9 protein-coding genes are annotated in these 13,188 nt (G+C 63.6%); 5 read left to right on the top strand and 4 right to left on the bottom strand.

Annotation, left to right across the window (positions count from 1 at the left end; translation table 11 throughout):
- Positions 1–45: 45 nt before the first annotated feature.
- Positions 46–849, top strand: coding sequence for an ABC transporter ATP-binding protein (locus KA354_05215; GenBank protein MBP7934032.1), 804 nt, complete (start codon positions 46–48; stop codon positions 847–849).
- Entirely contained in the window at positions 846–1,922 is a 1,077-nt protein-coding gene (locus KA354_05210; protein ID MBP7934031.1) for an MCE family protein, read from the top strand. Before KA354_05215 ends, KA354_05210 begins: the two co-directional genes overlap by 4 nt.
- A gap of 33 nt (positions 1,923–1,955) precedes the next feature.
- Here the strand turns inward: KA354_05210 and KA354_05205 are convergent, their stop codons facing one another.
- The 4 genes from KA354_05205 to KA354_05190 all read right to left on the bottom strand — a co-directional run bounded on the left by KA354_05205 (position 1,956) and on the right by KA354_05190 (position 6,072).
- The gene (locus KA354_05205; GenBank protein ID MBP7934030.1) at positions 1,956–3,107 is read right to left on the bottom strand and encodes an aminotransferase class V-fold PLP-dependent enzyme; all 1,152 of its coding nucleotides are present in this window, start codon (positions 3,105–3,107) and stop codon (positions 1,956–1,958) included.
- 55 nt (positions 3,108–3,162) lie between these two features.
- On the bottom strand, positions 3,163–3,411 hold the full coding sequence (gene xseB, locus KA354_05200) for an exodeoxyribonuclease VII small subunit (protein ID MBP7934029.1): 249 nt from the start codon (positions 3,409–3,411) through the stop codon (positions 3,163–3,165).
- Between the two features lie 297 nt (positions 3,412–3,708).
- Positions 3,709–4,641 (bottom strand): prepilin-type N-terminal cleavage/methylation domain-containing protein, encoded by a 933-nt coding sequence (locus tag KA354_05195; protein ID MBP7934028.1) that lies wholly within the window; start codon positions 4,639–4,641, stop codon positions 3,709–3,711.
- 486 nt (positions 4,642–5,127) lie between these two features.
- On the bottom strand, positions 5,128–6,072 hold the full coding sequence (locus KA354_05190; GenBank protein MBP7934027.1) for a prepilin-type N-terminal cleavage/methylation domain-containing protein: 945 nt from the start codon (positions 6,070–6,072) through the stop codon (positions 5,128–5,130).
- Between the two features lie 606 nt (positions 6,073–6,678).
- On the opposite strand from KA354_05190, the gene mfd reads away from it, so the two are divergent.
- From mfd to KA354_05175, 3 genes are all read left to right on the top strand, one after another.
- Positions 6,679–10,095, top strand: coding sequence for a transcription-repair coupling factor (gene mfd / locus KA354_05185; protein MBP7934026.1), 3,417 nt, complete (start codon positions 6,679–6,681; stop codon positions 10,093–10,095).
- An 8-nt stretch (positions 10,096–10,103) separates the two neighbouring features.
- The gene (locus KA354_05180) at positions 10,104–11,423 is read left to right on the top strand and encodes a peptidyl-prolyl cis-trans isomerase (protein ID MBP7934025.1); all 1,320 of its coding nucleotides are present in this window, start codon (positions 10,104–10,106) and stop codon (positions 11,421–11,423) included.
- A 112-nt stretch (positions 11,424–11,535) separates the two neighbouring features.
- Positions 11,536–12,942: an aldo/keto reductase gene (locus tag KA354_05175; GenBank protein MBP7934024.1), complete on the top strand. Its 1,407-nt coding sequence runs from the start codon at positions 11,536–11,538 to the stop codon at positions 12,940–12,942.
- Positions 12,943–13,188: the final 246 nt, after the last annotated feature.

Here is a 13,188-nt window from a genome sequence, read left to right as displayed (position 1 = left end):
CCGATGGCCGCCCGGCATCAGCGTTGTCCCGGCGTCACGACAGCCATGAGCGACCCACAACCACCCATCGTTGAACTACGCGGCGTATCCAAGAGCTTCGGACGCCTGCACGTCCTCCACGAGATCGACCTCTGTCTGGAGCGGGGCAAGACTACCGTCGTCATCGGTGAGTCCGGCACCGGCAAGAGCGTGCTGCTCAAGCACATGCTGGGCCTCCTCCATCCGGACAAGGGCCAGGTCTACGTCGACGGCCGCCGCGTCGATAAGCTCCGCGAGAAGGAATGGGTACCGGTCCGGAGACGCTTCGGGTACCTGTTCCAGATGGGGGCCCTGTTCGACTCGTTCACCGCCGGACAGAACGTGGCTTTCCCCCTGCAGGAGCACACGAACAAAACCGACGCCGAAATCGCCGGGATCGTGGCCCGTAAGCTGGCCCTGGTCGGTCTGGACGGCATCCAGTCGAAGATGCCCGCGGAGCTCTCCGGCGGACAGCGAAAACGAGTCGCCCTCGCCCGGGCTATCGCCATGGATCCCGATATCATCGTCTACGACGAGCCTACGACCGGTCTGGACCCCATCCGCTCGGACACCATCAATGACCTGATCATCAAGCTCAAGAACGAGCTGGCCGTCACCAGCGTGGTCGTCACCCACGACATGGTCAGCGCATTCAAGGTGGCCGACCGCGTGCTCATGCTCCACCAGGGACAGTTCATCGCCGATGGGACGGCCGACGACTTCCGCCGGTCCACCGATCCGCGGGTGCAGGCGTTCGTCACCGGCGATGCCGATCTCCAGTTGAGCCACCTTGACCAGACTGAAGCTCCTCAAGGAGGTACCGCTTCATGACCGATCACAAACGGAATGTGTTGACCGGGCTGTTCGTGTTGGCCGGCCTGTGTTGCCTGGCCGTGCTGATCGTGATGTTCGGCGAGTACCGCGGCGTCCTGGGCAAGCGATATACGATCAACGCCAAGTTCGATCGGATCACCGGCGTCCGCGAGGGTACCGACGTCACCCTGGCCGGCGTCTGGGTCGGGAGCGTGCTGAAGGTGGGCCTAGTCGATCCCCGGCAGCCCCACAAAGGCGTGCTGACCGTGCTGGAAATGGACCCCAGGTTCCAGGTTCCCAGCGGCTCCGTCGCCATGGTCACCACCCCGCTCATGGGCCAGGCCACCGTGAACATCATCCCCGCCGCCAAGACGCTCACTTTGCTGCCGACGGACGGCACCGCCGAGATCGCCGGCATGGTCACCACCCCGCTGGGCGATGTGATCGATCCGGCCTTGCTGGACACGATGAAGAAGACAACCTACCAGATCGGCGTCCTCGCCGAGGCCCTGACACCAGCCGCCAATGCGATCACCGACCTCCTCGAGCAACGCTCGATCGAGCAGGTCGAAAAGTCCTCCGATACCCCCCAGAAACTCGCCGCTAACCTCTTCACCACCGTCGAACGCCTGCATAACGTGCTTTGGCATTTCGATCTCGTGCTCGGCGATCCCGCCGTGCAGAGCAATGTCAAGGAGACGGTCGCCAACTTCAAGGCGGCCAGCGAGGACGCCAAGCTCGCGGTGGCCGGCCTGCGCAGTTTTGCCCAGGAGGCCCAGCAGCTCACGGTCAGCGCCAAGAGCGTCATGGGCAAGTTGAATACCACCGCCGATACGACCCAGAAGTACATCGACGAGCTGGGCCGCAGACTCGTGAGCGCGACGGACCAGGTGTCGCGACTTCTGGATTACCTCATCTCCGCCAGCCGCGACCTGGCGGAGGGCCAGGGCACCGCCGGTATGCTCCTCCGAGATCCCAAATTCTACGACGAGCTCATGCTCACCATTCGGCGACTGGGCGAGGCCGCCTCCGAACTGCAGGTGCTCGTGAAACAGTGGCAGAAACAGGGACTCTTGAGCGTGGGCAGGTAGAGGTCGCCGTGGGATGTCCGCCGGAACCGGCCGCTATGCCCCTCCCATCACCCTCCTCAGTCGCTCGATGATGCTCGGAACAACCTCCACCACCCGGTCGATCTCCTGATCCGTGTTAAAGCGCGACAGGCTGAATCGCACCGCGCCGTGAACGACCCGCTCGTCCAATCCCATGGCCGTTAGTACATGGGAGGGGCTCAGCGAACCACTGCCGCACGCCGAGCCGCTGGAGGCGCAGATGCGCTGATTGCTGAGCAGCATCAGAATGGCCTCCGCCTCCAGGGCCTCAAAGCCAATGGCGGTCGTGTTGGGCAGGCGGTCCTCCCGGTGGCCCAGGCCGTGAGCCAGGGGAATCCGCTGGAGAATGCTGGTCTCGAGCCGGTCGCGGAGTACCCGCACCCGCCCATTCTCCTCTTCGAGATGCTCAACGGCCAGCCGCAGGGCTTCCGCCATGCCGACGATGGCCGGGACGTTCTCCGTGCCGGCACGCAAGTCACTCTCCTGATGACCGCCGATCAGCCGCGGACGCGGCCGCACGCCTCGTCGAATGTACAACACCCCAACCCCCTTGGGGCCGTGAAACTTGTGCGCCGCCAAGGTGACCAACGATACGGGCCACTTCCCCAGCTCCGTCGCGACCTTGCCCACCGTCTGGATCGCGTCCACGTGGAGAGGAATACCCTTCGACGCGGCAATCTCCCCCAGCCGCTCAACCGGAAACACGACCCCCGTTTCGTTGTTGGCGTGCATGACGCTCGCCAGGGCCGTGTCCTCGCCAAGGGCGGCTTCGAACTCGGCCGGATCGAGCCGGCCGAGGCGGTCAACGCCAACATAGGTTACGCGATACCCCTCTTTCTCGATCTGCTGGGCCAGGCGGAGAATCGAAGCGTGCTCGACGGCCGTGGTCACCAGGTGACGCTTGGACGGCCGGGAGGCGAGCATGCCCCGGACGGCTAGATCATTCGCCTCGGTCCCGCCACTGGTGAAGATGATCTGACCACCGGCCAGCCCCAGCAGCCCGGCGATGCACTCCCGCGCCACCTCGACCGCATAACGGGCTTGCTGTCCGAAGTGGTGGGTGCTGGATGGGTTCGCATACTGCTCGGCTAGGAACGGCCGCATCGCCTCAAGGACGCGCGGGTCGATCATGGTGGTCGCGTTGTTGTCCAGATAGACCCAATCCATGGCAGACGGGGTATTGTAGGCCCGTGGTCGGGTCGAGCCAGCATCGGCAGGCGCGTCAGTCAGCGGAGGGGGACTCGAGTGGCCCCGCCGAGACCCGGCCGTCCTCGGCCACCTGGAGCTGTTGGATGCGGGCCTCGGCCTCGGCCAGGATCGCGCGACAATGACGGATCAGTCTCATACCCTTCTCGTACTCGGTAATCGAGTTCTGCAGACCGATCTTGCCCTCCTCGATGGCCGAGACAATGGCCTCGAGCTGATTCAGTGCGTCCTCGAAGCTGGGCTGCTTGCTGCTGGAACTCGGCATCGCTGCTCCATACAAAAAAAGCCTGGTCGCGGTGAGACGGGCAAGGGGGGGATTGCCCATCCTTGTGGGGTGCGACCAGGCTATTCTCAGCATTCCGGTCGGACGGCGGAACGCGCCGCCACCCGCCTCGCCCGCGCCGAGCGAACCTCTTGTACCGCTCATTATGCCGCGCCGGGGAAGGCTGTCAAGCAAGAACAAAAAAGAAACGGGCGACACGGAACGTGCCGCCCGTATTCATCAAACCGTGCCATCGCATTCGCGATGGACCTGGCTGTCAGGCCGACGCCGCTAGCCCACTTACGGATAGATCAGCGAGTCGGTCTGGCCCCACGGAATCTCGGTGCTCGTGGGCTTGTTGCCCTGCACGCGATCCGTCAGGGTGCCGTTCTGCGTGCCCCACTGGGTGTAAATGTTGTCGTACGCCACACCCACCGTGGGCTTCGGCTCGAACTGGGCGTGAGCATCCGCGTACAGCACGACTTGGCCTTCACCAGCACCAGAACCGCCGTGGTTCGGCGAGTTCCAGGGCGACCACTTGTCAGGCGAATCGGTCGTCGTCAGGTTGGGCTTGCCGGGGTCGGTGCCAACCTGTCCATCCAGAACCGCGCCGAAAGGCCCCTTGTCGGCCGCAATGGCCATTCTCTGGTCGCAGTCGGTTCGCGGACGGCCACGGTCGCCGTAGGGAACCTGATAGCCGTAGCTGCACTGGTTCCAGCCCTCTTTCGCCTGGGCGGCAGTCGCCGTTCCGGTCACGTCACCCTTGCCGAAGTCCCAGTAGTTCTGCGGGTTCTCTTCATCGTTCGGCTGGTCGCTCGACGACGGACAGATGAACGACTTGGGCGATGAAATGTTCAGACGGATCATCGTCCATAGATTCCGAACCGTGGAGACAGCCGCGTCATTCGTGCCCGTCTCGCCAATCATGGGGTTGGCCAGCTGACCACGCTTGGTGCCGATCTTGGCCACGTAGTTGACCACGCCCACACCGCTCGAGGCCACCTGGGTGCTGTTCGCCCGAGGCATGTCGTCGGCGTTCTCGTTGGCGTAGGTGTACAGGCCCGTGCCCATGCCCTTCAGGTTCGCGGCGCACACCGACCGCTTCGACAGTTCGCGGGCTCGCGCCAGCGACGGCAACAGGATCGAGATCAGCAGGGCGATGATCGCGACCACCACCAGGAGCTCGATCAGCGTGAACGCCGGCCTGCTCCTACCTTGAGTGTTGGGTCTCATAATGACCTCCCGTGCTTTCGCACTGATGCGCAGTTTCCCGCAGTCTGTTTGTGCTTGGTCTGCGAAGCCGGAGCGTCAAGCGAAAGCCCTGACAGAGGACGATGAATAAGGACTGGCCACAAGTTGCCGCCATGTCAAGCGGCCGCTGTGTGCTTTCGCTCGAACAAGCCTCGAAAACCTCCCAGACAGCTGCAGAACCTGCTCCCGCGCCGAGCGCCTCAGCTCATGACACGCGGGGACCCACAACCACAACGGACTCCGCGACGACCATCGCCGCGAATCCGCACTTACACGTTGTCTTCGGCCCAATAGGCCAACAAAACCGTATTCCTGTGGTTGGTCATGGGAGGGCGCTTGGGATGGAAAATGAATGATGGCAACTTCTGTCGCATCAACAGAGTGGTGCCGCAAACGCGCTCCACACAACCATCCATCTAGGATTAAAGCACCCGCCAACCGCTTTGTCAATACCGGACTTACACCGATTTATGGATAAACCAGTGAGTCGGTCTGCCCATGGGGTATCTCACCGATGCTCTTCGAGGGCCCTACCCCCTGCACACGGTCCGACATCCCCCCGGCAGGCTTCGCCCATCGGGTGAAGATGTTGTCATAACTGACGCCAACACAAGGCTTTGGGGAGAACTCGGCGTGGCTGTCGGCGTACAGGACCACTTGGCCCTCGCCAGAGCCAAGCCCACCGTGATTGGAGGAGTTCCAGGTCGCCCATTTGTCGGCCGAGTCACTGCTCGTTGCCGCCGGGTTCGCAACCACCGTTCCCTCCTTGGCCTCCAGAAAGGCACTGAACGGCCCTCTATCGGCGGCCAGGACCATGCTCGCATCACAGTCCGTCCGCGGCCGAGCTCGGTCGCCGTAGGGCACCTGTGTGCCATAGCTGCATTGCCGCCAGCCCACGGCACTGTCCAGCGTCGGCCCCGCGGAGTTGCCGTGGCCGAAATCCCAGAAATCCTGCGGGTTCTCCTCCTGATTCGGCTGATCACCGCACGACGGACAGACAAACAGCTTCGCCGCGGCAAAGCCCAGACGGATGAGCGTCCATTGGGTTCGGGTCGTGGAAACAAGAGTGTCGGCGTCCGTGGTCTCGCCCGCGCCAGGGACGCCGGTGGTGCCTCGCTTCGTGCCAATCTGGCCCACATAGGTCACCGTGGGCGTCGGTGTTTCCCCAGCCAAGACGCCGGCCCGCTTGTGAGCCGCGATCGGCCACTGATCGGAGTTGTCGTTGGCGTAGGTGTGGTAGCTCTTTCCCATCCCCGACAGGTTCGCCGCACAAACCGCCCGGCGAGCCAGTTCCCTCGCTCGGCTGAGCGACGGCAGCAAGATCGAGATCAGCAGGGCGATGATCGCGACCACAACCAGGAGCTCGATCAGCGTGAAGGCAGACCGTCTCCGTTCCATGACGCTCGGTCTCATGGCATACCTCCCGTGCGATTGCACAGTTGTGCGGGCCGTGGACTGCGGCGCCGGGCACGGGAGGATGGTCGGGCAAGAGCGGAATGAGAGAACTATATGATAGCTGTTGAGCCAGCACCGCCGTGTCCGGCGGCCGCTGAGCAACCCTCGCCGACTCACGCTCCTTGCATCGGTTCGCCCGGACTCCTCCGGCCCGCGCCCGCGGCGGCAGGGACCAGCTGCCGTGCGCGGGGACCTTCAGTCAGCGCGGCTGATGCCGGCGTACACCACCGGCGAACCGCGCGTTCACCGCCAACCTTTGAACTGCACAACCTGATCGAGAGAACACATCGCCGGATGGCCACCGGGGGCGTCTGGGATGATGGAAGGAAAATGGCTTCTTGAAATACGGCCCGTCGTGGGCGTGTGGATGATACCCTCAGACGCACTCGTTGGAACCATCCACATCTATTATACACCATGTTTCTCGGAAAGGCCAACAGCCGGCTGGAGCCGAAATCGAGATCAATCCGTAATCAAGGACCTGCCCTCCACCAATCGGCCGGACCAGCGGTCTCGGGTGGCCTGCCGGCTTGACCGGCCGCGGCAATCGGGGGAACCCCGCCCATGGTGGGGGGGCGGATTCGCCGATATGATAGCATCGTGCTCAATGTCGTCGATCGGATCACCGGCGACGGCACTTTTCGTGCCTTGGTGGCCCGGATCCGGGAGTTGAGCCCTCCGCCGCAGCTCGCCGCTCAGGGCGGCGATGGTCAGACTGACGAGTCGGCGCAAGGGGCGGTCTCCGCGGACGGGCTATGGGGTTCGTTCGCGCCCACTCTGGCCGGAGCCGCTGCCCGAGCACTCGATCGACCGCTCCTGTTCGTTACCGCCCACCTGGAGCAGGCCGATGAGGCCCGCGACGATATCGAACTCTTCTGCGGGCACACGCCCGAACTGCTCAGCGCCTTCGAGACCGTGCCCGGTGAAGGGGCAGCCAGCGATGAGATCCACGCGGAACGCCTGGCCCTGTGCTCCCGAATGCTCGACCTGGAAACCCCCGAACTTGTACCCGGCCGACCAACGGATCGCAAGCCCGATCCCTTGTTGATCGTCGCCCCCATCCAGGCCCTCATGCAGGCCGTGCCTACCCCGGTTACCCTCGAGGCGGACATGTTGACTATCGGTGCCGGGCAGCAACAGACACCCCAGCTCCTGGTCGATTGGCTCGTGGATCATGGTTATGCTCGCCTGGATCAGGTCGAGTCGCCCGGCGACTTCGCCCTCCGCGGTGATATCCTGGATATCTACCCGCCGGGCGAGACCGATCCCTACCGGGTTGACTTCTTCGACGACAAGATCGAGTCGATCCGTTCCTTCGACGTGAGCACGCAGCGATCCAATCGTTCGTGCCAGCGGATTCGCGTGGCCGGCACCGTGGGGCTGGCCGGGAGCGGCCGGCGGGCGCGGTCTCCGAAGCGGCCCCCCGACGAAGCGACCATCACCAGCTTTCTCTCCTACCTGCCGCGTGACGCGATCGTCGCCTTTGCCGAACCGATCGAGATTCAGGAGCTCGGAAGGATCTTCTGGAATCGGCTGGGCTCGCCTCGCCAGATCATGCCGGTCGACCGCGTGTTCCACCGGGCCGGCTCGTTCGTTCAGCTGCATCTCTACGCCCTCGGGGGAGGCGAGTTGCCCGAGCGGTTCGCTTTCGGCGTGCAGAGCCTGGCCCGCTTCGAGACCAAGGCCACCGAGGCACTGTTTGAACTCGACCGGCTGGCCCGCGAACGGGATGTCCTGCTCTATTGCGACAACGAGCCGGAACGACAGCGATTCGTTGAACTGTGGACGTCCACCCTGGGTGACGTGCCGGCTCGGCTCAAAACGCGAAACGGACTCATGCACCGGGGATTCGACTGGCCCGCCGGATGCCTGGCCGTGGTCGGACACCACGAGGTCTTCCATCGTTATCAGCAGCGGCGGCGGATCCGCAAGACGCATGCGGCCCGGCCGATCGAATCCTGGCTCGATCTGCAACCGGGTGACTACGTCGTTCACGTGGTTCACGGCATCGCCCGATTCCTCGGCCTGCGGGTCATGCGCAAGGGCGACTCGAACAAGAGCGAGGAGTTCCTGACCCTCGAGTTCGCCGACGCGGCCCGCATGCACGTGCCGGTCAGCCAGATCGACTTGGTCCAGAAGTACATCGGGGCGGGAGCGGCCAGCCCGCAGCTCAGCAAGCTCGGCGGGACACGCTGGGCCAAGACCAAGGAACGGGTCGAAGAAGCCGTCTCCGATCTCGCCGCCGAGCTGCTCAGGATCCAGGCGGTGCGCGCCAGCCAGCCCGGGATCTCCTTCCCCGAGGACACTCCCTGGCAGCGCGAGTTCGAGGGCAGCTTCATCTACACCGAAACCGAGGACCAGCTCTCCGCGATGACCGACATCAAGCGGGACATGCGCAAGAGCATGCCCATGGATCGACTGCTGTGCGGCGACGTCGGCTATGGCAAGACCGAGCTGGCCATCCGCGCGGCGTTCAAGGCCGTCGAGTACGGCAAGCAGGTCGCCGTCCTGGTGCCAACCACCGTCCTGGCCGAGCAGCACGAGCGGACGTTCCGCGAGCGGTTCGCCGATTACCCCTTCGTGATCGAAAGCCTCTCGCGATTCAAGAACCGCAAGCAGCAACTCGACACCATCACCCGCACGCGGAAGGGGCAGGTGGACATCCTCATCGGGACCCACCGCCTGCTGAGCAAGGACGTTGGATTCAAGGACCTCGGCCTCCTGGTGATCGACGAGGAGCAGCGCTTCGGCGTCGAACACAAGGAACGACTCAAGAGCTTCCGCGAAACGGTGGACGTTCTGACCATGAGCGCCACGCCAATCCCGCGCACACTGCACATGTCGTTGCTGGGCATCCGCGACATCTGTTCGCTGGAAACTCCACCCCTGGATCGCCGCAGCATCGTGACCCAGGTGGGACACTGGGACGAGAACCTCATCCGCAACGCCATCATGCGGGAGCTCAGCCGCGACGGGCAGGTCTTCTTCGTCCATAACCTGGTCTACGATATCCACGTCTTCGCCGACATGGTCAGACAGATCGTCCCCGAGGCCCGCACCCTCATCGGCCACGGACAGATGCACGAACACGAATTGGAGCGGGTCATGGTGGACTTCATCCAGCACAAAGCCGACGTCCTGGTCTGCACGACGATCATCGAGTCAGGGCTGGATATCCCCAACTGCAACACCATCCTGATCGACCAGGCCGACCGATTCGGACTGTCGGAACTGCACCAGCTCCGCGGCCGGGTGGGACGCTACAAGCACCGGGCCTACTGCTACCTGATGCTCTCGCGGGGCAAGACGCTCACTTCCACGGCCGCCCGCCGGCTCAAGGCTATCGAGGAGTTCTCCGATCTCGGGGCGGGCTTCAGAATCGCCATGCGCGATCTGGAGATCCGCGGGGCGGGAAACATCCTTGGATCGGAGCAGAGCGGACACATCGCCGCCGTCGGCTACGAGCTCTACTGCCAGCTGCTCGATTCGGCCGTCCGGAAGCTCAAGGACGAGCCGGCCGAGGCATTCCGCCCGGTCCACCTCGAACTGGATGTGCCCGCCCACATCCCCAGAAGCTACATCGATTCCGAACGCCAGCGGATGGAAATCTACCGCCGCCTCGTGCGCTGCCGGACGCGGGCCGAACTGGACCAGCTCGATAAGGACATCAAGGACGCCTTCGGCCCGTACCCGCCCACCGTGCAGACCCTGCTGGACCTGGCCGAGATCCGCATCCTGGCTCAACCCCTTAAGATCCGCTCCATCAACCAGCAGCCGCCGGACTTGATCTTCACCGTCGATGAGTTGGCCCTGGTCGAACCGGTCTTCGCCGGCAGTCCCGGTTCCCCCCGCATGGCCGACGCCCACACCATCCATTGGCGCCTGTCACCGGCCTACTTCGAGCCTCCCACCATGCTGGCCATACTCCGCCGGCTGTTGAAGGAGGGCGCCCCGGCAACTAGAATGGCCGTCGGCATATGAGGGCATCCATGGCTCCAGAACCGGCAGCGCGGAGATCGGCTTTATCAACGGCAGGCCGCGGGAACAGGCTGCCCAAAGGCCAGCTGTCGCTGCCGATCCTGACCCTGCTGACCCTCTCGCTGGGACCGTGGCACGGATGCAGCAAACCCGACAGCGGCCCCAAACGGGCTGATCACGCCGCGGCCCACAACCACCGATATCATCCCGACGTCAAACGTCTGGATGATGTGGGAACACCGGCCGGTCCCTCCGAAAACCTTACCGCCGGGGCCGTGACCCAGCCCGCCGACATCGACTTCGAGCACGGCCCGGTCGGCTGCCCGGTCCTCTTCGTCAACGGCGATACCATCAGCGTTCCCGAAGTGCTCGAGCCCATCTATGATGACCTCCGCGCCAAGGCCGATACGCTGAGCCTCGTGGCCTACCGCAACCACCTCTTCCGGGCGGTCGGCACCCAGGTGGACTATCAGGTCAGCATGCTCCTTGTCTACCAGGAGGCCAAGAAGACCTTCTCCGACGACAAGTTCAAGGACGCTCTCGACAAGGAAGTCGACCGCATGGTCAAGGATGTCATCACGCGACGGTATGGAGGCGTGGTCGCCCGGTACGAGGTCTATCTCAAGGCCCTGGACCTGACCATGGATCAGATCAAGGAGCGGGCCCGCCGGCAGGCCATGGTCCGCTTCTTCCTTCACGAGCGGTTCCGGCCGATGATCCAGGAACCGACCCGACGCGAGTTGACCAGGTACTACGAGACCCATCCCGATGAGTTCAGCAGCACGGCCAAGGCGGAACTGTTCCTCATCGAGGTCCCCGTCGCCGAGATGCTCGACAAGCCGATCACTTCCGCCAGGCCGGAGGAACTAGCCACCGCCCGCCAACGCGCCCGGGCCCACATCCAACAGGCCCGCCAGGAACTGAACAACGGCGTCCAGTTCGAGACCGTCGCCAAGAAGTACTGTAAGGGCCCCCGAGGCAAGCTCGGCGGGGGATGGGGCGAGGTCAGTCCCGGAGCATTCGCCAGCTCAAAGGCCAAACTGCTCGATGTGCTCTTCGGCCTCCAGAACCAGCAGGTGAGCGACATCGTCGAGATCGAGGACGGCTTCTTCATCGTCAAGTGCGGCCAGATGACCCCCGCGGCCCGCCGACCCTTCGAGCAGGCCCAGGAACAGATCATCCAGCGACTCCTGGACGAGGAGTACAACCGCCGCGAGCAGGCTTACATCCAGCAACTGCTCAGCCGGGCAACGATCCGCAAACGCCCCGAGTTCTTCCAGGCCGTCCTGGCCGCCGTCCCTCGCCCGTCCTCACTCTCCAGGACCCGCTAGGTCGGACCGCCGGGCCCGCTCTTGGACGGACGGCCGGAGAATTCCTATACTCCCCCGTTATGTAGCACGCTGTGGTCAGCGCAGCCCGAGGCACCAATTAAGGAACTCAAGCATGTCCCATGATCAGAACAGGCTGGATCGCCGTCATTTCCTCAAGAGCACTGCGGTAAGCGTGGGCGCGGCCGCAGTGGCCGGGCCCGCCGTCCTCGGTGCCGACCAGAAGCAGGGGGCTCCCGAGGTCCAGGTCGACGCCAAAGACCTGATCTGGCGCGGCAGGAACGTCGACATGGCCTACGCGCGCATGGGTCGGACCAACTTCATGGTCAGTCGCATCGTGCAGGGCTGGGGCGGCAACGAGACCCTCTGGCGGCGACTCCTCGCCCGAGGCGTCAATTACATCGATGCTGCCCGAGGGTACGGCAACTTCGAGCTGGAACTCAAGCCGTTCCTGCAGAAGCAGCGCGACAAGCTCTGGCTGACCAGCAAGGCGACTGACGTGGCGGGTTACTCTAAGATTGATGACGAAGTGGCCAAGTTGTACCGCGCTGCAATGAAAGACTATCTGGGCAACGGCGAGGGCGACCTGCTCGCCCTGCACAAGAAAGCCGTCGAGAAGCAGAAACAGGGGGGCGACAAGCCGGATCTGCGCCCGGCGGGCAAACGCATGGCTAAGCTCTACCGCGAGCAGCTCGATGATTCACTCGGCCGCCTGGGCGTGAAAGACGTCGATGCCTATTTCATGCACGGTATCGAGATCCCCTGGATCTTCGACTGCCTGGAAGTGTGGGAAGCCTACGAGAACGCCCACAAGGCCGGGAAGGCGAAGCACTTTGGCTTCAGCACCCACAATCATCAGAAAGAGGTGCTGGCCGCGGCGGTCGAGGCCAATGCCAAGGGACCCTGGAAGATCGACGTGATCATGCCCGGAGTCAATCCCGAGAGTTTCGATGCCCTCAAGCCCGAACTCACTTCTCTCAAGAAGCAGGACGTCGGCCTCATCGCGATGAAAACCTCAGGCATCAAGAACCGCCCGGTGGATGGGCGGGAGAAGAAGTTCGAGAGCCTCGTCGGCGGCAAGAGCTACAACGAGTGGGAGCGAGCCAAGCTCTGGATGCTGAATCTGACCGACGGGCTCATCGATGCGGTCATCATGCAGATCAAGAGCAACGAGGAGATGGAGAAGGACCTCCCTCTGGCTTCCTTGAAGCTGACCGCCGACGCCCAACGCGAACTGCGGACCCTCGTCAAGTACGAGATGGCCGGGGCCTGCCACTTGTGCGGCGACTGCACGACGGTGTGTCCCGAGCACATCGCCGTGACGAACATGATCCGCTATCACGCCTACACCCACCAGTACAGCGAGCAGCAGCTGGCTCGCGAGCTGTATGCCCGGGCGGGCTACGACCCGGCCAGGGTGTGCCGCAACTGCGGACGGTGCGCCGAAGTCTGCCCGTCGGACGTGCGAATCGTCGAACTCCTGCACGAGCTGTCCGCAGACATGACCGGCGTGCGCGCGTAGATCGCAGATAACGGCGCAGATAACGGGACGGGTCCGTTTATTTCGGGGACGGATAACGGACCAGGTTCGATATGCAGCGGCGCGGCTACCCCCTTTATACTCTTTGTATATACTATTGCTTCTTTACGGTATTCCCCATTGTCTTGCTGAATGCTGAACACTGACCACTTACCTCTGACCGCTTCTCCACATCACCAGAGGGGTCAGAAACACCGCTTCGCCTCGCGTCAATACCGCCTGCGTACC

It is taken from the genome of Phycisphaerae bacterium, assembly GCA_018003015.1.
Taxonomy (GTDB): Bacteria; Planctomycetota; Phycisphaerae; order UBA1845; family PWPN01; genus JAGNEZ01.
The sequence above is the reverse complement of the archived record's forward strand: the minus strand, read 5'-3'. Positions and strand labels throughout refer to the sequence as shown.